The sequence below is a fragment of the Arthrobacter sp. 05L44 genome (assembly GCF_056397605.1).
The window spans coordinates 225,023-243,934 of record NZ_JBFTNS010000002.1 but is presented as its reverse complement, the minus strand read 5'-3'; the positions used below and the strand labels follow the sequence as shown (position 1 = coordinate 243,934).

General features: G+C 67.9%; 15 protein-coding genes. 4 read left to right on the top strand and 11 right to left on the bottom strand.

The genetic code is table 11. The features are described 5' to 3' along the window. Positions 1-114: 114 nt before the first annotated feature. Together rpsD and AC1DHY_RS06390 are read right to left on the bottom strand one after the other, a co-directional pair. Complete coding sequence (rpsD, locus tag AC1DHY_RS06395; RefSeq protein ID WP_091251848.1) at positions 115-741, bottom strand: 30S ribosomal protein S4; 627 nt, start codon at positions 739-741, stop codon at positions 115-117. A 182-nt stretch (positions 742-923) separates the two neighbouring features. Continuing rightward, positions 924-2,348 (bottom strand): replication-associated recombination protein A, encoded by a 1,425-nt coding sequence (locus tag AC1DHY_RS06390; RefSeq protein ID WP_476903344.1) that lies wholly within the window; start codon positions 2,346-2,348, stop codon positions 924-926. 76 nt (positions 2,349-2,424) lie between these two features. Between AC1DHY_RS06390 and AC1DHY_RS06385 the strand changes: the two genes are divergently transcribed. Then, positions 2,425-3,072: an acVLRF1 family peptidyl-tRNA hydrolase gene (locus AC1DHY_RS06385; protein ID WP_476879932.1), complete on the top strand. Its 648-nt coding sequence runs from the start codon at positions 2,425-2,427 to the stop codon at positions 3,070-3,072. 163 nt (positions 3,073-3,235) lie between these two features. Here the strand turns inward: AC1DHY_RS06385 and AC1DHY_RS06380 are convergent, their stop codons facing one another. The 3 genes from AC1DHY_RS06380 to hisS all read right to left on the bottom strand — a co-directional run bounded on the left by AC1DHY_RS06380 (position 3,236) and on the right by hisS (position 7,446). Next, positions 3,236-4,069, bottom strand: coding sequence for a GNAT family N-acetyltransferase (locus AC1DHY_RS06380; RefSeq protein ID WP_476903343.1), 834 nt, complete (start codon positions 4,067-4,069; stop codon positions 3,236-3,238). Between the two features lie 86 nt (positions 4,070-4,155). Next, positions 4,156-5,937, bottom strand: a complete 1,782-nt coding sequence (gene aspS, locus AC1DHY_RS06375; RefSeq protein WP_476879930.1) for an aspartate--tRNA ligase — start codon at positions 5,935-5,937, stop codon at positions 4,156-4,158. Between the two features lie 162 nt (positions 5,938-6,099). Further along, positions 6,100-7,446 carry a histidine--tRNA ligase gene (gene hisS / locus AC1DHY_RS06370; RefSeq protein WP_476903342.1) on the bottom strand — a complete coding sequence of 449 codons (1,347 nt, stop codon included), beginning with the start codon at positions 7,444-7,446 and terminating at the stop codon, positions 6,100-6,102. 221 nt (positions 7,447-7,667) lie between these two features. Between hisS and AC1DHY_RS06365 the strand changes: the two genes are divergently transcribed. The 3 genes from AC1DHY_RS06365 to AC1DHY_RS06355 all read left to right on the top strand — a co-directional run bounded on the left by AC1DHY_RS06365 (position 7,668) and on the right by AC1DHY_RS06355 (position 10,951). After that, complete coding sequence (locus tag AC1DHY_RS06365; RefSeq protein ID WP_476880548.1) at positions 7,668-8,474, top strand: peptidylprolyl isomerase; 807 nt, start codon at positions 7,668-7,670, stop codon at positions 8,472-8,474. A 61-nt stretch (positions 8,475-8,535) separates the two neighbouring features. Then, on the top strand, positions 8,536-10,164 hold the full coding sequence (locus AC1DHY_RS06360) for a DUF349 domain-containing protein (protein ID WP_476903341.1): 1,629 nt from the start codon (positions 8,536-8,538) through the stop codon (positions 10,162-10,164). Between the two features lie 115 nt (positions 10,165-10,279). After that, positions 10,280-10,951 (top strand): hypothetical protein, encoded by a 672-nt coding sequence (locus AC1DHY_RS06355; RefSeq protein ID WP_476879263.1) that lies wholly within the window; start codon positions 10,280-10,282, stop codon positions 10,949-10,951. A gap of 68 nt (positions 10,952-11,019) precedes the next feature. Here the strand turns inward: AC1DHY_RS06355 and AC1DHY_RS06350 are convergent, their stop codons facing one another. The 6 genes from AC1DHY_RS06350 to ruvA form a co-directional block, all read right to left on the bottom strand. Next, positions 11,020-13,413, bottom strand: coding sequence for a RelA/SpoT family protein (locus AC1DHY_RS06350; protein ID WP_476903340.1), 2,394 nt, complete (start codon positions 13,411-13,413; stop codon positions 11,020-11,022). A 142-nt stretch (positions 13,414-13,555) separates the two neighbouring features. Further along, positions 13,556-14,563: a protein translocase subunit SecF gene (gene secF, locus AC1DHY_RS06345; RefSeq protein WP_476879265.1), complete on the bottom strand. Its 1,008-nt coding sequence runs from the start codon at positions 14,561-14,563 to the stop codon at positions 13,556-13,558. Beyond that, positions 14,564-16,324: a protein translocase subunit SecD gene (secD, locus tag AC1DHY_RS06340; RefSeq protein WP_476879266.1), complete on the bottom strand. Its 1,761-nt coding sequence runs from the start codon at positions 16,322-16,324 to the stop codon at positions 14,564-14,566. A 107-nt stretch (positions 16,325-16,431) separates the two neighbouring features. Beyond that, positions 16,432-16,866, bottom strand: a complete 435-nt coding sequence (gene yajC / locus AC1DHY_RS06335) for a preprotein translocase subunit YajC (RefSeq protein WP_476903339.1) — start codon at positions 16,864-16,866, stop codon at positions 16,432-16,434. 213 nt (positions 16,867-17,079) lie between these two features. Next, entirely contained in the window at positions 17,080-18,201 is a 1,122-nt protein-coding gene (gene ruvB, locus AC1DHY_RS06330; protein ID WP_476903338.1) for a Holliday junction branch migration DNA helicase RuvB, read from the bottom strand. Further along, entirely contained in the window at positions 18,194-18,838 is a 645-nt protein-coding gene (gene ruvA / locus AC1DHY_RS06325; RefSeq protein WP_476879269.1) for a Holliday junction branch migration protein RuvA, read from the bottom strand. The genes ruvB and ruvA overlap by 8 nt, the downstream gene beginning before the upstream one ends. Between the last annotated feature and the right edge of the window lie 74 nt (positions 18,839-18,912).

Here is an 18,912-nt window from a genome sequence, read left to right as displayed (position 1 = left end):
CCTGCAAGGTCCTCCGGCGCCGGGACGGCAATCGGAGAACTCCCCCAAGTACCTTACATACAAAGAAGCCCGCGGCGCTTGCCACGGGCTTCTTTGTAAGGTGTCGCGCTGGATCTAGCGTGCGTAGAATTCCACGACGAGCTGCTCTTCGCAGGTCACGGGGATTTCGGAGCGCTTGGGGCGACGGACCAGGCGGGCCTGCAGGGCGTCGAGCTTGACGTCCAGGTAGGCCGGAACCATGGGCAGAACGTCGCGGTGTGCGCCGGCCGCTGCCACCTGGAAGGGAGGCATGGTCTCGCTGCGGCTGTGAACGTGGACCAGCTGGCCCTCACCGACGCGGAAAGACGGACGGTCAACGCGGATGCCGTCAACCAGGATGTGGCGGTGCACAACCAGCTGGCGGGCCTGGGCGATGGTGCGGGCGAAGCCTGCACGCAGCACGAGGGCGTCGAGACGCATTTCGAGCAGTTCGATCAGGTTTTCACCGGTCAGGCCCTTGGTGCGGCGTGCTTCTTCGAAGGCACGGGTCATCTGGGCTTCGCGGATGCCGTACTGGGCGCGCAGACGCTGCTTTTCGCGCAGACGTACGGCGTAGTCGGAGTCCTGCTTCTTGCGGGCACGGCCATGCTCACCGGGGCCGTACGGGCGGCGCTCCATGTACTTGGCGGCCTTGGGGGTCAAAGCGATGCCGAGTGCACGCGAGAGGCGTGCGGTACGGCGAGCACGAGTGTTGTTAGCCACTTGTGTCCTTCCAATATCTGCGGTGTGTCAGTGTTACTGGCCTCCACGATGGAGAGCATCGGCCAACCGCTGCCTTTTGCTACTGGGCACAGGGCAAACCCATCACATCAGCGTCAACCGCTGAAAACCGGTGGATTGTGCGTCCGTGCCTTGCCAGACAACAGACAATCCTAGCATGATCCCTACTTGCCCCGGATGATCTTCCGCAGCCGCTCAAGCCGGGTGGAGATCTCCCGCTCGGCGCCGTTGCCGGTCGGTTCGTAGTAGTTCCGGCCCACGAGGTCGTCCGGCGGGTACTGCTGCGTGGCCACCGCATGCGGCGCGTCATGGGCGTACTTGTAGCCCTTGCCGTGGCCCAGCTGCTTGGATCCCGGGTAGTGGGCGTCCCGCAGGTGGGCGGGGATGCCGTTGCCAAGCCCGGCCCTGACGTCCGCGATCGCCTGGTTGATCCCCATGTACGCGGCGTTGGATTTGGGCGCGGTGGCAAGGTGCACCACGGCTTCGGCCAGGATGATCCGGCCCTCGGGCATGCCGATCAGCTGCACCGCCTGCGCTGCGGCCACCGCGGTCTGCAGCGCGGTGGGATCCGCCATTCCCACGTCCTCGGCCGCGGAGATCACGATCCGGCGGGCCACGAACCGTGGGTCCTCCCCCGCCTCCAGCATCCGGGCGAGGTAATGCAGTGCGGCGTCGACGTCGGACCCCCGGATGGATTTGATGAAGGCACTGGCGACGTCGTAGTGCTGGTCCCCGGCCCGGTCGTAGCGCACCGAGGCGACGTCGAGGGCACGTTCCGTGTGCTTGAGCTCGATCCTGACCGCAGGCTCCGCGGCGGTGCCGTCGGCGTCGTCCGCGTCCCCGAAGGCGACGCCGGCAGCGGCTTCCAGGGCCGTCAGCGCCCGGCGGGCGTCCCCGCCCGAGAGCCGGACCAGGTGGGCCAGGGCCTCGTCGTCGAGCTCGGCCTTGCCGTTGAGGCCGCGGACGTCCTCGGCGGCCCGGCGGAGCAACCCCTCGACGTCGGCGTCGGTGAGTGGCTTGAGGGTCAGCAGCAGCGAACGGGACAACAGCGGCGACACCACCGAGAACGACGGGTTCTCCGTGGTGGCCGCGACCAGCACCACCCAGCGGTTTTCGACGCCAGGAAGCAACGCATCCTGCTGGGCCTTGTTGAAGCGGTGGATCTCGTCCAGGAAGAGCACGGTGGTGGTTTTATACAGGTCCCGGGCGGTGAGCGCCTCGTCCATCACGCGCCGTACGTCCTTCACTCCGGCGGTGATCGCGGAGAGCTCAACGAACTTGCGCCCCGGACCCTTGGCGATGACGTGGGCGAGGGTGGTCTTACCCGTCCCCGGGGGGCCCCAGAGAATCAGTGAGCTCGGCCCCGCCGGTCCGGTGGCGTCGCTGCCGGCAGCCAGCTGGCGTAGTGGCGACCCTTGGCCCAGGAGGTGCTGCTGGCCTACGACGTCGTCGAGGCTCCGCGGCCGCATGCGGACCGCCAGGGGGCTGCGCGGGGTGGAGTTCCCGCTCGACGGGGACCGGCCGGCCTCGTCGGCGTCGTCGTTGTTGGCGGACGCGTTGTCCTGTCCTGCGCCAAAGAGATCATCCACATAGATAGGCTACTTCTAGTTCCGCGGCCGCCCCGACACGGCGGCCGCCCCTTCCCCTCACACTGGAGACCCCGCCATGCCCAGCCCCGAGACCCGTGTGGCATTCGTCTCCGGCGACCGGCTGGCCGGCTGGGTGGAGAGGTTCCGCGCCAGCCATGGCGATTTGCGGGAAGAATCACTGGACGCAGGCCTGCAGCTGGTGGCGGCCGACGGCGCCGTGGCGTTGTTGCAGCCCCCGTGGCCCGACGCCGGCAGGCCGGGCCGCGGCGATGGTCCGGTTGCCCGGCTCGCGTCGTTGGCGTCGCAGCCCCGGCGCCTGGGCCTGGTCCTGGTGCGCCGCGGCGGGTATTCGGTGGCGGCGGTTTCCGAGGGGCGGGTACTCGCGTCCAAGACCGGTACCCGGCACGTGCAGTCCCGCACCGCAGCGGGCGGATGGTCCCAGCAACGGTTTGCGCGGCGCCGGGCAAACCAGGCGGACGCCCTGGTCGAGGCGGTGGCCGCACACGCCGCCCGGATTTTCGCGGACCACAGCATCGAGTACCTGGCTCCGGGCGGGGACCGTACCCTGGCCGACGAGGTGCTCGCCGAACCCGTGCTGAAAGGTTATGCGGGGCTCGACCGGCTGGCATTCCTGGACGTCCCGGACCCGCGCGCGGTGGTGCTGAAGAAGGCCGCGGCCGACGTTTGCGCAGTGCGGATCCACGTCACCGACCCGCCGTCGTAGGCCCCGCCCCGCGACGCCTCGCGCGCCACCTGAGCACCGCCTGGGCCGGGCCGTTTCGACGGTTCCGTGCCTACTCGACGCGAAGATACGTCTAGTGCACAGGGAACCGTCGAAATGGCCCGGAGTGATGGCGCCGGGTGGTGGCCCGGGGTGGTGGGGCGGGTCAGCAGCCGGTCAGGTGGCGCTTGGGCCGTTCCTGCCGGTAGAGGTAGCGGCCTGACTCCGTGAATCCGGCCCGGCCGTAGAGTTGCCGCGCGCCAGTGTTGGCCGCCGTAACGAGCAACCAGTAGCCCGCCAGGCCGATGCGGCTGCCGTCGTCCAGCAGGGCCTGCAGTACCCGCGCGCCGAAGCCCCGGCACCGTGCGTCCGGACGGGTCGCCATGCAGTACACCCCTCCCCACTGACTGCTATCCGCGGCCGGGGTGTCGACGGAGCGCCCGGGGGCGAGCACCGGCAGGGCGAGGCGTCCGACGGCGGCGGGGACGCCGTCGTCGTCCCGCACAAGTGCGTATAGCGCCGGGCAGCCCGTCAGGATGCCGCGGGCCACCTCGAGGGCAGCATCGTCGCCCCGGCCGTCCACGCTCCACCAGAGCCGCAGCCACTCCCCCGATGGCTCGTTGGAGAGTTCGACGGCGCCGCGGTCACCCGCTGCGACGCCGGTGCCTGTACCCGCGCCGTGCCGGGCCATCACGAGGGTTTCGGACTGCCGGGTGAAGCCTTCGGTGTCGAGGAGCGTGTTCAACGGCCCGGACTCTGCGCCGTCAAAGACCTGGAATATCAAGGGCTGGCGGCGAGTCCGGTACCAGAGCCGCGCTTCCCGGAGCGCAGCCTGCTGCGCATGCGGGTCCGCTCCGGGTTCGCGGGGCCAGACGGAGTTGGCGCGCTGCGTCACTCCGGCGGCGGCGCGGAGCACCCACCCGGCGGTGTCCGCCCGGTCGGCGGCCGGCCACGCGGCATCCATGAGTGCCTCCAGCGCGGCGGGCGCATCGTGTCCCATGCGGTCCTCTTCCCTCAATATCCAGTCCGCCGACAGCAATGGCCCCCCGGTTTCCCGGGGAGCCACGTGCTGCCAGTCAACTCAGGCTACTTGGAGCCGTCGTCCTTCTTGGTTTCCGGTTTGAAGTCGACGCCGGCTTCCTTGCGCTGCTGCGCCGTGATGGGCGCGGGCGCCTGGGTCAGCGGGTCGTAGCCGCCGCCGGACTTCGGGAACGCGATGACGTCGCGGATGGAGTCCACGCCGGCGAGCAGCGAGACCACGCGGTCCCAGCCGAACGCGATGCCGCCGTGCGGGGGCGCGCCGAACTTGAAGCCCTCGAGCAGGAAGCCAAACTTCTCCTGGGCGTCCTCGTGCGAGAGGCCCATGACCTTGAAGACCCGCTCCTGGATGTCGCCCTGGTGGATACGGATGGAACCGCCGCCGATTTCGTTGCCGTTGCAGACAATGTCGTAGGCGTAGGCCAGCGCGGTTTCCGGGTCGGTGTCGAAGCTGTCCATGAACTCCGGCTTCGGCGAGGTGAAGGCGTGGTGCACGGCCGTCCACTTGCCGGCGCCGACAGCTACGTCGCCGGAGGCCACTGCGGCGGCGGCGGGTTCGAACATCGGCGCGTCGACCACCCAGCAGAAGGCCCAGTCGGCGGGGTTGATCAGGCCGGTCCGGTGGCCGATCTCCACACGTGCCGCGCCGAGCAGGGCACGGGACGGGGTCTTCTCGCCGGCGGCGAAGAAGATGCAGTCGCCGGGGTTGGCGCCGACGGCCTCCGCGAGCCCGGCCCGTTCGGTCTCGGTCAGGTTCTTGGCTACGGGGCCGGCGAGTTCGCCGTCTTCCTTGAAGAGGACGTACGCGAGGCCCTTGGCGCCGCGCTGCTTGGCCCATTCCTGCCAGGCGTCGAGGGCGCGGCGGGCCTGCGAGGCTCCGCCGGGCATCACGACGGCGCCGACGTAGGGAGCCTTGAAGACGCCGAAGTTCGTGTCCTTGAAGAACTCGGTGAGTTCGGTCAGCTCCAGGCCGAAGCGCAGGTCCGGCTTGTCAGAGCCGTAGCGGGCCATCGCGTCGTTGTAGGTGATGCGCTGGATCGGGGTGGGGATCTCGACGTCGATCAGCTTCCAGAGCGCCTTAACGATGTTCTCGCCGAGGCCAATGATGTCGTCCTGCTCCACGAAGCTGGCTTCGATGTCGAGCTGGGTGAACTCCGGCTGGCGGTCCGCGCGGAAGTCCTCGTCCCGGTAGCAGCGCGCAATCTGGTAGTACTTCTCGAAGCCACCGACCTGCAGGAGCTGCTTGAACAGCTGCGGGGACTGCGGCAGGGCGTACCAGGATCCCGGCGCGAGGCGGGCGGGCACCACGAAGTCGCGGGCACCTTCCGGCGTTGACCGCGTCAGTGTGGGCGTCTCGATCTCGACGTAGCCGTCCTGGTGCAGCAATTCGCGCGCCACCCGGTTCGCCTCGGAGCGCAGGCGCAGGTTGCGGGCGGGGCCGGGGCGGCGCAGGTCCAGGTAGCGGTGCTTGAGCCGTGCTTCCTCGCCCACTTCAACGTGCTCGTCAATCTGGAACGGCAGCGGGTCCGAGGTGTTGAGGATGGTGACCTTTTCGGCCATGACCTCGATCTCGCCGGTGGCCAGCGAGGGGTTCTCGTTGCCCTCGGGACGCTTGGCGACGGTGCCGATGATCTGAAGCACGAACTCGTTGCGGAGATTGTGGAAGACCTCTTCTTCGCGGACGACCACCTGGGAGACGCCCGAAGCGTCGCGCAGGTCCACGAATGCGACACCACCGTGGTCACGACGCCGGCCGACCCAGCCGGCGAGGGTTACGGTTTGTCCAATGTGCTCGGAGCGAAGGGATCCGAGGTCGTGTGTGCGCAGCACAGCTCGCCTTTCAGAAGGAAAACAGGGTGATGTTAAAGAGGACCGCTACAGGAACGGTCCCGTTCGAGTTTACCCGCTGGAGAGGCCCTGCCCGCCACGGCCAGCGAACAGCACCGCCGCGGCCGGGGCGGCCCCGGGACGAAGCCCCGGGCCTCGGCCGGGTCAGGCCCGGGTCACGCGGGCGTGGAGGTCCTCGTCGGCCGGCATCCAGCTGGCGGGATCGGCGTCGGCCTGTTCACCGGTGCGGATGTCCTTGACCTGGTGTTTGCCGTCGTCGTCCGTGAACCAGACAAAGGGAATCCCGCGCCGGTCCGCGAACTTGATCTGCTTGCCGAACTTCTCTGCCTTTGCCGCCACTTCGGTGGCGATGCCGCGGGCACGGAGCTGCGCCGCGACGTCCTGGGCCGCTCCCCAGCTGCCGTCGTTCGCCAGCGCCACGAGCACGGCCGTGGGCACGGCCCGGGAGGCCTTGGCGAGGTCCTGGCTGAGGATCCGGGAGACCAGCCGGGTCACACCGATGGACAGCCCGACGCCGGGGAACTTGCGGTTGCCCTTGCTGGCCAGGGCGTCGTAGCGGCCGCCGGAGCAGATGGAGCCCAGTTGCTCGTGGCCCACCAGGACAGTTTCCACCACGGTGCCGGTGTAGTAGTCGAGCCCGCGGGCGATGCTGAGGTCGGCCACGACCTTGCCGGGGGCCCGCTGGACGGCTGCGGCGATGACCTGTTCGAGTTCGTTCAGGCCCTCCTCCAGCAGCTCGTTGGTGACGCCGAGCGCGCGGACCTGCTCCACGAACGAGGTGTCGCCGGTTCGGATGGCCGCCAGCTTCAGGGCCGCCTGGGCCTGTTCGGCGGTGGCGCCGAGCTCCGATTGCAGCAGTTCGGCGACCTTGGCCGGGCCGATCTTTTCCAGCTTGTCGATGCTCCGGAGGACGCCGGCAGTGTCGGTCAGGCCAATGCCGTTGTAGAAACCCTCGGCCAGTTTGCGGTTGTTGATCCGGAGCAGGAAGTCCGGAATCGGCAGGGAGCTCAGCGCCTCGGCGATCACCAGCGCGATTTCAACGTCGTAGCGGAACGGCAGTTCGCCGTCGCCCACAATGTCAATGTCCGCCTGGGTGAACTCGCGGGCGCGGCCCTCCTGCGGACGCTCGCCACGCCAGACCTTCTGGATCTGGTAGCGGCGGAACGGGAACGCCAGGTAGCCGGCGTTCTCCACCACGTACCGCGCGAAAGGCACCGTCAGGTCAAAGTGCAGGGCCAGGGCGTTGGGATCGGCCTTGTGGGACGCGTCGGTCCCGGCCTCATCGTCCTGCAGCCGGCTGAGGCCGTAGACCTCTTTGTCGATTTCGCCCTTGCGGAGCAACTGACCCACAGTCTCCACGGCGCGCGTCTCAATCGAGGAGAAGCCGTGCAGTTCAAAGGTCCGGCGCAGGGTATCCAGCACATGCAGCTCCACCATCCGCTCCTCGGGAAGCCACTCGGGGAATCCGGACAGGGAGGCGGTGCGTGCCATGGTGGAATTTTCTCCTCTGATAACGACGGCGGCCCGGCGGCCGCGGCGTCGCGCGCAGACCGGCCAGTCGTGCATAAACTGTGTGCGGCAGTCAGTTTATGCTTTCGGCGCGCGCATCTCTAATGCGGCCGCGGCGGGCGCGGCTGCCGCAGCATGCGTGTTGCACCCGGATCGATGCCCACCGCGCGGCCCGGGTTGCGGCCTTACAACCAGGAGGACTTTTGGCGGCCAGTTCACGGAGCGCCCGCGAAGCCAAGCGGCGCGTCCAGCAGATGGAGGCGAAGCGTGAGCTGCGCCGGGAGCAGGACAAACGCCGGAAACGGGACAACGTCCTCGCCACCGCCGGGGGCGCGGCCGCCCTGGTTCTCGCGATAGTGCTGCAGCTGACAGTTTTCTCCAGCAACCCCACTGAGGATGAGTTCAAGGCCGCCGAGGCCGGCCTGGAGAGCCCGACGGCGTCCGCGACGCCGTCGCCCGCAACCAGCAACGGCGCGAATATTCCGAAACCGGAGACGGCCGCCGGCAAGACCTTCACCGGCACACTGGCGCTGAACCGGGGCAGCCTGGGGGTCGCGCTCGACGGCACCAAGGCGCCCCAGGCCGCCGCCGTGTTCAAGTCCCTCGCGGACCAGAATTTCTACAAGGGCCTGGCCTGCCACCGGCTCACCACCGCCGATTCCTTCGGCGTGCTGCAGTGCGGCTCCAAGTCTGGCGACGGCAGCGGCGACCCCGCCTACAACTGGGGCCCGCTCGAGAACACGCCCAAGGACAACAAGTACCCGGCCGGCACCATTGCGGTGGCGCGCACCGGCGGCAACGCCTACGGCAACGGGACACAGTTCTTCATTGTTTATAAGGACACCGTGATTCCCGCGGATGCCGCCGGCGGTTACACCGTGGTAGGCAAGGTCACGTCCGGCCTTGACGTGGTCAGCAAGATTGCGGCGGCCGGCCTCAAAGCCGGCGCCAGCGCCACCGACGGCGCACCGGCAGAACCAGTCACGATAGACTCGTTCTCTCTGAAGTAACCAGCCGGGGCCCTCGCGGCCGCGGTGCCGGTATTTCCCTCCAAGCGAAAGACTTCTAGCGGTGACAGACAGTCAGAAATCCGACGAAACAGTGGCAGCAGCTGCCAACGAAACCGAAGCCGAGGTTGCGGTGACCGACACGGCAGGAGAGCCGGGCGGGACCACGCCGGCCGCCGAGCCCGCCGCTCCGGAGGCAGAAGTCCAGGAGGCCCCGGCAACGGAGGCGCCCGAGGCACCCGCCACGGAGGAGGCCCCGGCAGCGGAGGCAACTTCTGCCGCTGCGCCCGCAGCCCCGGCGCCCCAGGCTACCGCCGCCGCGCCCGCCGCCCCTGCGCCCGCACCGCGCCCCGCGCCGTCGCCTGCCGCCTTCGCGGCACGCCCCAAGGCAACGCCGACGCCTGCGGCACCGGCCGCCGCGCCCGCCTCCAGTGCCGCTTCGCTTGCCGAGGCCGCCCGCTGGGGCCGCGTCGAGGGCGACGGTCACGTCTACCTGACCATTGATGGCGAGGAACACTCTGTCGGCCAGTATCCGGGCGTCAGTGACGAGGAAGCGCTGGGCTACTTCGCCCGGAAGTACGATGACGTCGTCGCCCAGATCGTCCTGCTCGAACAGCGCGTAGCCTCCAAGGCTCCCGCCACGGACATGCAGAAGACCGTCACGCACCTGCGCGAAATCCTGGCAGAGAAGAACATGGTGGGTGACCTCCGCGCCGCTGAAGGACGCCTCGATACGCTCTCCGGACAGATCACCGAGCTCGAGAAGACCGAGAAGGCCGAGCACGACGCCGTCCGCGCCGCTGAACTCGCCGCCCGTGAGGCCATCGTCGCCGAAGCCGAGACCATCGCCGGTCACGACCCGGCCCAGGTCCAGTGGAAGACCTCCAGCGCCCGGATGAACGAACTCTTCGAGAGCTGGAAGACCGCCCAGAAGAGTGGTGTCCGGCTGGGCCGCAGCAACGAGGATGCGCTCTGGAAGCGGTTCCGCGCCGCCCGCACCGTGTTCGACCGGCACCGCCGGGCGTACTTCTCCCAGCTCGACAGCAACAACTCGGCGGCCAAGGCCGCGAAGGAAAAGCTGATCACGGAGGCCGAGGCGCTCTCGTCCTCCACCGACTGGGGCTTTGTGGCCGGCGAGTACCGCCGCCTCATGGACCAGTGGAAGGCCTCCCCCCGCGCCAGCCGCAAGGACGACGACGCCCTGTGGGCGCGTTTCCGTGCCGCGCAGGACGTCTTCTTCACGAACCGCCAGGCCGCCAACGAGGAAATCGACCAGGAATACGGTGCGAACCTCGTGGTCAAGGAGGCCCTGCTGGTGGAGGCCAACGAACTCCTGCCGATCAAGGACCTCGCAGCGGCCAAGAAGGCCCTGCAGTCCATCCGGGACCGCTGGGAGGAAGCCGGCAAGGTTCCCCGTGCGGACATGGGCCGGATCGAAGCCGGGCTGCGGAAGGTCGAGGACGCCGTCCGCCACGCGGAGGACGAGAACTGGAAGCGGTCCAACCCGGAAACGAAGGCCCGCACCAACAGCGCCCTCTCGCAGCTTGAGTCGGCCATCGCCGGCCTCAAGGAAGACCTTGCCAAGGCCGAGAAGGCCGGGGACGAGCGGAAGATCAAGGCCGCCCGCGAAGCGCTGGAGGCACGGCAGGCCTGGCTGGAGCAGCTGGAGCGCTCAGCGAGCGAACTGTCCTAGGCAGCACCACGTAGCATCGGCCGGCCCCAAGCGGCCCGACAGGCCCCGCCGCGGTTATCCACATGACCGCGGCGGGGCCTGTTCCATGTCCGTGACTGGACGGCACGATGGCTGAATGACGCAGACGCCCGGCCGCACCGCCACAGGCTTCACGCCCGCCGCCCCCGGCACCGGCCCGCCTGGTGCGGGCGCTCCGGGCGCGCCTACGGTGCTCTACTCCCCCGGTACCCTCTTCTCCTGGTCCGAGCTGCAGGCGATGGCGTCCGACGGCGTGCTGACGCGGCTCTCCCAGCGCGGCTACCTGCCGCCCGGGGCCGCGCCGAGTCCCCAGTTGCGTGCGCGGGCGGCGGCCTGCGCCGTTCCCGGGCCTGTCCGGCAACGGGTAGTGGCGGGGCGGATGACGGCGGCTTGGATCTACGGCTGCAGCCCGGAACCGGACCGACTGGCCTTGCTGGTCGATGCCAACCGGCGGGTTTCCAGCCTGCGGGCCCTGCGCGGGTGCACTTTCCACGAGGTGCGGCTCGGCCCGTTCGACGTCGTCAGCCTCGGCGGCCTGATGGTCACCAGCCCGCTGCGGACCGCGGTGGACATCGCCATGCATGTGGAGGCCGAACGCGCACTGCCGGCCCTGGCAGCATTGGTCTCAGCGCCGGGCCTGGGGGTCCGGCTTCGGCTGCTGATCCGCGCGGTGGAGTCCACGCCGCGGGTGCCCCACAAGAAGTCGGCGCTGGCCACGCTGGCGCAATTGCAGGCCGATCAGGGCGGCCGCACGGCCCGCGGTCCATAACGTCACAGCCTGTCCGGGTGCCGCCTATCCGGGCACGAGACCCTCGTTACCGGACCCCTGTACCGCGGTCAGCTGCGGCGGCGGTTACCCGTGGTGCGGTAGACGTCGAAGACCCCGTCGATGCGACGGACGGCGCTGAGGACGTGGCTGAGGTACTTCGGGTCCCCCATCTCGAAGGCGAACTTGGAGATCGCCACCCGGTCGGTGGAGGTGTGAACGCTGGCGGCGAGGATGTTGACGTGGTTCTCCGAGAGGATGCGCGTGACGTCGGACAGCAGCGATTTGCGGTCCAGCGCCTCAACCTGGATCTCCACCAGGAAGACACTGGACTGGGTCGGTGCCCACTCCACCTCGACGATCCGGTCCGGCTGGTCCATCAGGCCGGAGACGTTGGTGCAGTCCGTCCGGTGCACGGACACGCCGGAGCCTCGTGTGACGAAGCCCAGGATGGGGTCCGGTGGCACCGGGGTGCAGCACCGTGCCAGCTTCACCCAGACGTCGTCGACCCCGCGGACCACCACACCGGAGTCCGAGTAGCGGGCCTTGGTGACCTGGGTGGGGATGGAGACCTCGGTGAGGTCATCCTCGGGTGTGTCGTTGCCGCCGAGGCTTTCAACGAGCCGCTCCATCACGGATTGCGCCGAGGTGTGGCCGTCGCCGACTCCCGCGTACAGCCCGGAGATGTCGGTGTACTTGAAGTCCTCCGCGATGGCGGCCAGGGCGTCGTGGGTCATCAGGCGCTGCAGGGGCAGGTTCTGCTTGCGCATCGCCTTGGTGAGCAGGTCCTTGCCGCGGTCGATCGCCTCTTCGCGGCGTTCCTTGCTGAACCACTGCCGGATCTTGTTCCGGGCGCGGGCGCTCTTGACGAAATGCTGCCAGTCCTGGCTCGGCCCGGCGCCTTCGGCCTTGGAGGTGAAGATCTCCACCCAGTCGCCGTGGTTCAGTTCGCTGTTGAGCGGGACCAGCTTGCCGTTGACCCGCGCGCCGATGGTGCGGTGGCCCACCTCGGTGTGGACGGCGTAGGCGAAGTCGACCGGGGTCGAACCTGCGGGGAGGGCCATGACCTCGCCCTTGGGGGTGAAAACGAACACCTCGCGGGCGTTGATCTCGAACCGCAGGGAATCGAGGAACTCACCCGGGTCGGACGTTTCCTGCTGCCAGTCAACCAGGGACCGGAGCCAGCCCATGTCGCCGTCGCGGGGGCTCCCGGGTCCGGCAGCGGTGCGGTTGGGCTGGTCTTTGTATTTCCAGTGCGCCGCGACGCCGTACTCGGCGCGGCGGTGCATCTCGTGGGTGCGGATCTGGATCTCGACCGGTTTGCCGCCCGGGCCGATCACCGTGGTGTGCAGTGACTGGTACATGTTGAACTTGGGCATCGCGATGTAGTCCTTGAACCGGCCCGGAAGCGGGTTCCAGCGCGAATGCATGGCGCCGAGCGCCGCATAACAGTCCCGCACGGAGTCGACCAGGACGCGGACGCCCATGAGGTCGTTGATGTCGTCGAAGTCCTTGTCCCGGACGATCATCTTTTGGTAAATCGAGTAATAGTGCTTGGGCCGGCCGGTGATCGTGGCCTTGATCTTGGCGGTGCGCAGGTCCTCGGTGATCTGGTTGCGGATGACGGCGAGGCTCTTCTCGCGCTCCGGGGTGCGGTCCCCCACCATCCGGACGATTTCCTCGTAGACCTTGGGATACAGGGCCGCGAAGGAGAGGTCCTCCAGTTCCCACTTGATCGTGTTCATGCCCAGCCGGTGGGCCAGCGGGGCGAAGATCTCCAGGGTTTCGCGCGCCTTGCGGGCGGACGACTCGGCCGACACGAAACGCCAGGTCCGGGCGTTGTGCAGGCGGTCCGCGAGCTTGATCATGAGCACGCGGATGTCCTTGGCCATGGCCACGACCATCTTGCGGACGGTCTCGGACTGGGCGGCTTCGCCGAAGCTGACCTTGTCGAGCTTGGTAACGCCGTCCACCAGCATGGCAACCTCGGGGCCGAACTCGCCCTTCAGGTCCTCCAGTGTGTAGGAGGTGTCCTCCACGGTGTCGTGCAGCAGGGCGGCAGCCAGGGTGGTCCCGCTTAGTCCCAGCTCGGCGAGGATGGTGGCGACGGCTACCGGGTGGGTGATGTAGGGATCGCCGCTCTTGCGCTTCTGCCCGCGGTGGCAGCGTTCCGCCACAACGAAAGCGCGCTGGATGAGCTCGAAGTCGTCCTTGGGGTTGTTCGCCCTGACGGTGCGCAGCAGCGGCTCCAGGATGGGCGAGTAAGACGGCGTGCCGCGGCCGGTCAGGCGCGCCAGCCGGGAGCGGGTGCGCTCACGCCGGCCGGGGAACGTGGGCCGGGTTCCCGAGTTGTCGACCGGGACGGCCGTATCCGGGCGTCCGGCAGCAACCACGCCAGTCTGGCTACCCTGGCCGGCACCCTGATCCGCTGGCGCTACTGGCGCCGGCGTCGCACGTTCTTCCAATGAAGCACCTCTCACAACCCGTTAATTATTCAAGTCTATTCCCGCAGCGGGTTACGTCGATAACCGGGACGAACGGCCACGGGCCGGAGGGCGTCGCGGGGACGCTCTCCGGCCCGTGGGGCGGTGTTCGGCGGGTTGCCGGCTAGGCCGTGGCAGGCGCCGGTTTCGCGGCGTTCTCCGCACGGCGCTGCTGCACCCGCTTGGCCTGCTTGACCAGGTCCGGCTCGCCTTGGCGCAGCCAGGCGTAGAGCGGAGCGGCGACGAAGATGGTCGCCGCGGTGCCGATCAGGATACCGACGAACAGGGCCAGGGAGAGGTCCCGCAGTGTTCCCGCGCCCAAGAGTCCCGCACCGATGAAGAGGATGGCGCCGACCGGAAGGATGGCCACCATCATGGTGTTGATGGAACGGACCAGGGTCTGGTTGACGGCGAGGTTGACCTCCTCGGCGAACGTGCGCCGGGTGGAGGCCTGCAGGTCGGCGGTGTTTTCGCGGATCTTGTCGAAGACCACCACGGTGTCGTACAGCGAGTAGCTGAGCACGGTCAGGAACCCGATGATGGCCGAGGGGGTCACTTCGAAATCACTCAGAGAATAGATGCCGGCCGTGATGAACATGGTCACGGCCATACCCGCCAGGGCCGAGAGCGACATCTTCCAGGTCCGGAAATACAGGGCCATCAGGACGGCGGCGAGGCCAACGAAGACCGCGAGGCCCAACAGCGCCTGCTTGGTCACGTCGGCGCCCCAGGTGGGACCCACGAACGTGGAGGTCACCTCGTTGTCGGTCACGCCGTAGGCCTTGGTCAGGCCGTCCTTGACCTTGAGGACCTCGTCGTCGTTGAGCTTGTCCGTCTGGATCCGCATTGTGTTGCCGGCGACGTTGGCAACCCGCGGGAGGCTGCCGGCAACGACCTGCTGGACAGCCTTTTCGCCGAGCCCGGCGTCGCGGTCCTTGACGTTGGAGACCGTGAATTCCGAGCCGCCGCGGAACTCGATGCCGAGGTTGAAGCCGCCCTTGGCGACCGGCAGCAGGATGGACAGCGCGACGCCGACCAGGGCGATGAGGAACCAGATCTTCTTGGAACCGACGAAGTCGTACGAACGCTTGCCGGTGTAAAGCTCGTTACCGAATGTGGCGAAGCTTGCCATTTACTTGCCCTCCTTGGACGCACTCTTGGCGGACCCGGCGAGCTGGTCCTGCCTTTCGGCGAGGCGTCGTTCTGCAATTGTCATACGGCGTTCGGCTTCGGCCGTGGCACCGGTGTTCTTGGCGCGCGGAGTCGCCACCGGCTTGTCATCCGGTGTGCGGATCCGGCCGGCGCCGCGGTACAGTGGCACTGCGCCGAGGCGCTTCGGGTCGAGGCCGGAGAACTTGTGGCCTTCGCCAAAGAACTTGGTGCGGGCCAGGACCTGCAGCGTCGGGTGCGTGAACATAAAGACCACGATCAGGTCGGCAATGGCGGTCAGGCCCAGGGTGAAGGCGAAGCCTCGGACGTTGCCGACCGCCACGAAGTAGAGCACGAGGGCTGCGAGCAGGTTGACGGCCTTCGAGGCAAGCACAGTCCGCTTGGCCCGCTTCCAGCCGTTCTCGACGGCGGAAACCAGGCCCCGGCCTTCGCGCAGTTCGTCACGGATACGTTCGAAGTAGACGATGAACGAGTCCGCCGTCTGGCCGATGGCCACGATGATACCGGCCACGCCTGCCAGCGACAGGCGGTAGTTTTCGGTCCAGCCGAGGATGGCGATGGCGAGGTAGGTCAGGGCACCGGCGACCACCAGGGACGCAACGGTGACAAGGCCCAGGGCACGGTACTGGAACAGGGAGTAGACAACCACCAGCAGCAGGCCGATCAGGCCGGCCAGCATACCCATACGCAGCTGCTCCCCGCCGAGGGTGGCGGAAATCTGCTGGTCGCTCTGGATCTCGAAGCTGATCGGCAGGGCGCCGAAGCGCAACTGGTCCGACAGGGCCTTGGCCGACTGCTCCGTGAAGTTGCCCGTGATCTGCGGGCGGCCGTCGGTGATGACCGCCTGGGACCGCGGTGCTGAGATGACGCGGTCGTCCAGGACGATGGCGAACTGGGCCTTCGGGTCCGAACCCGTGGTGCCGCCGGCGGCGACGTAGAACTTGTTCAGGCGCTCGGTGATTGTCTTGAACTTCGCGGTGCCCTGCTCATCGAACTGGATGTCGACGGCCCACTCGTTAGTGACGGCACCCTGGGCGCCGCGCTGGAGCTGGAAGGACGAGGTCTTGATGTTGGATCCCTTAACCTCAACCGGACCCAGGATGTACTTCACCGCGGGCCTGCCATCGGCAGCCGGTTCGCAGGTGACCAGGGGCTTGGCAGGGTCGGAGCGCTCCTGCTTTTCCTGGGAGGGGTTGTCGCAGTCCAGCGCCTCGTACTTTTCGTAGACGTCGGCGGTTATCCAGTTCTCGTCGCTGCTGTTCGCGGGGGCCGCGGTAGGTTTGGGCAGCTTGTTCGCCGGGGTACGGGAGGCGACCGGAACGGCTGCTCCGGCCCCGGCCTGGATCACCGGACGGAAGTTCATATCGGCCGAGGCCTGGATCAAGGCACGGGTTTCCTTCGACGGGGTACCCGGAAGGCTGACCACCACGTTGCGGCCGGACTGGGTGCTGATCTCGGCTTCGGCGACGCCGGAACCGTCAACACGCTGGCGGATGATCGCGACGGCCTGGTTGAGCTGTTCTTCGTTGATGCCAGAACCGCCCTCCACCTTGGGCGCCAGGATCATCTGGGTGCCGCCTTCAAGGTCCAGGGCCAGCTTCGGAGCCCAGCTCGCCTGCCCGGCGATGTTGCCGCCGGCCAGGACGGCAGTCAAGACGGCGAGAATAACGCCAAGCCAGACCAGCACCCGGAGGGCTGAGTTTTTGGGGCCAGTTCGTGCCATTGTCGATCTTTCTATTGTTTACGGAGGAAACCGCCGGTGCGGGCTCTCAGGCCTGCACCGGCGGATGCCCGCGCACCGTAGCGCCGCGGGTTAGCTCAGGAGGCAGACTAGCTGTCTTTTTTGCCTTCGTCGTTGAGGCGGCGCAGGGTTTCATCCGGCGTTTCGTTGCGGAGCGGGTCGCCGGCGACGGCGGCGCCGTCGACGTTGTCAACCGGGCTCACGGTCTCGGCGGGCTCGTGGGTCAGCGAGGAAGCGTCGTCGGGAACGACCGTGGGCTCCTCGGCAGCAACTACCGGCTCGACGACCTTGGTCACGGCCTGGCGGTGCACGGTGGCGGTGTTGCCCGGGGAGAGCTCCAGGACAACCTTGTTCTCGGCGTCGTCGATCTGGACGATGCGGCCGAAGAGGCCAAAGCTGGTCATTACCTCAACACCGGGGCTGAACTTCGACTGGAGCTCCGCCTGCTGCTGCTGCGTCTTCTTGTTGCGGCGGAACATCATAAAGACGAACACGCCGAGCATGACGAACAGGAGAATTGTCATTGGATCCAAGGGGAAAGTTCCGTTCTGTACTTGCAAGCTGGTTTCACAGCAACGTCCGCCTCGTTCCGGAACCGCCCGGTAGGGACCCGGCAGTTGGCGGGGCAGAAAGACCATGCCCTGCCAGCAGCGGCTAGTGGTAGCCGCACACGGAAACGAAGGCCCGAACGTGCCGAGCGTCATACCAGTCTAAAGGGAAAAGGTCACGAGCGAGTGCTATTGACTATTACGGATCCATTCCGGGTCCGCGGCGGGCGCAGCGTACTCCCCGCTTCCGGCCGGCCCGCTGTCCGGCTCGCCGGCCTGGAACAGGTCCAGCGGGTCCTGCCCGAAGACACCGGCGGGGACAGCGAATCCAAGATGGGTCCATGCCGGCGCCAGCGCGATCCGGCCCCGTGGCGTCCGGCCCAGCAGGCCCTCGCGGACGAGGTAGGGCTCGGCGACGGTTTCCACGGTTTCGGTTTCTTCGCCAACGGCGATCGCCAGGGTGGACAGCCCCACCGGGCCACCGCCGAACTTGGTGATCAGCGCCTCAAGCACTGCCCGGTCCAGGCGGTCCAGGCCGCGCTTGTCGACCTCGTACATGTCCAGGGCTGCGGAGGCGGAACGGGCGTCAATCTGGTCGACACCGTGCACCAGCGCCCAGTCCCGGACGCGGCGCAGAAGGCGGTTGGCGATGCGGGGTGTGCCCCGGGACCGGCCGGCGATCTCGCTGAAACCTGCGGAGTTCACCTTCAGGTCCAGCAGGCCGGCCGAACGCCGGAGCACCAGTTCGAGTTCCTCGACGGAGTAGAACTCCAGGTGCCCGGTAAAGCCGAACCTGTCCCGCAGCGGCCCCGGGAGCAGGCCGGCGCGGGTGGTGGCGCCCACCAGGGTAAAGGGCGGCAGTTCCAGCGGAATGGCCGTGGCGCCGGCACCCTTCCCGACGACGATGTCGACGCGGAAGTCCTCCATGGCCATGTACAGCATTTCCTCGGCCGGGCGGGACATCCGGTGGATCTCGTCGAGGAACAGGACCTCCCCTTCAGACAGGGACGACAGGATCGCAGCGAGGTCGCCGGCGTGCTGAATCGCCGGGCCGCTGCTGATCCGCAGCGGGGCATTCATCTCTGCGGCGATGATCATGGACAGCGTTGTTTTACCCAGGCCGGGAGGCCCGGAGAGCAGCACGTGGTCGGCACTGCGGCCGCGCATCCGCGACGCTTCAAGCACCAGGGAGAGCTGCTTGCGGACCCGGTGCTGTCCGACGAAGTCGTGCAGGTTCTTGGGCCGGAGGGCCGCCTCGATGGCGCGCTCCTCGGGTTCCTCTCCCCCGCCGACGATGGATGGCTCAGCCACGCGCGCCTACCCGGTTCCCGGCACGGGCGCCATCCTGGCCGAGCCAGCGCAGGGTGGCGCGAAGGATCTCTGCGACGTTTCCCTGCTCGGCGAGTTCGGGCGAATCCGCCAGCGACTTGTCGATGCTGGCGGTGGCGTCCTTTTCGGACCAGCCCAGGCTGGTCATGGCCGCCACCACCTGGGGCTTCCACACACTTTCTGCGGAGACGGACGGCACAGCCGCGCCCGGCGTGCCGTGCGGCACCAGCTTGCCGGCGAGTTCCAGCACAATCCGGCCCGCGACCTTGGGGCCAATGCCGGGCACCTTGGTGAAGGCCTTGCCGTCCCCTGAATGCGCGGCGACGCGGATCGCCTCGGGTTCGTGGACGGCGAGGACGGCCAGGGCCAGCCGGGGACCGACGCCGCTCACACTGAGCAGGACATCAAAGACCTCACGTTCGTCGTCACTGCCAAAGCCGAAGAGGGTCAGCGAGTCTTCCCGGACGATCAGGGAGGTAAACAGCTTGCCTTCCTCGCCGACCCGGAGTTTGCTGAGGGTTTGCGGCGTGGCGTTGACGCTCATGCCGGCGCCGTTGAGGTCGATCACTGCCGAGGACAGGCCAACGTGCGCTACGGTTCCGCGGAGAAAACTGATCAAGGCCTGGCTCCTGGGTTTTCAGCCGGACTTCCGGCTGGTGCTGGTTCAGCCAGTGTTAACCGGCCGGACCCGCG

Excerpts from the sequence above, each read along its gene's own strand:
- secD (WP_476879266.1), bottom strand. The coding sequence starts at position 16,324 with ATGGCACGAACTGGCCCCAAAAACTCAGCCCTCCGGGTGCTGGTCTGG.
- AC1DHY_RS06355 (WP_476879263.1), top strand. The coding sequence starts at position 10,280 with ATGACGCAGACGCCCGGCCGCACCGCCACAGGCTTCACGCCCGCCGCC.
- yajC (WP_476903339.1), bottom strand. The coding sequence starts at position 16,866 with ATGACAATTCTCCTGTTCGTCATGCTCGGCGTGTTCGTCTTTATGATG.
- hisS (WP_476903342.1), bottom strand. The coding sequence starts at position 7,446 with ATGGCACGCACCGCCTCCCTGTCCGGATTCCCCGAGTGGCTTCCCGAG.
- AC1DHY_RS06380 (WP_476903343.1), bottom strand. The coding sequence starts at position 4,069 with ATGGGACACGATGCGCCCGCCGCGCTGGAGGCACTCATGGATGCCGCG.
- AC1DHY_RS06385 (WP_476879932.1), top strand. The coding sequence starts at position 2,425 with ATGCCCAGCCCCGAGACCCGTGTGGCATTCGTCTCCGGCGACCGGCTG.
- secF (WP_476879265.1), bottom strand. The coding sequence starts at position 14,563 with ATGGCAAGCTTCGCCACATTCGGTAACGAGCTTTACACCGGCAAGCGT.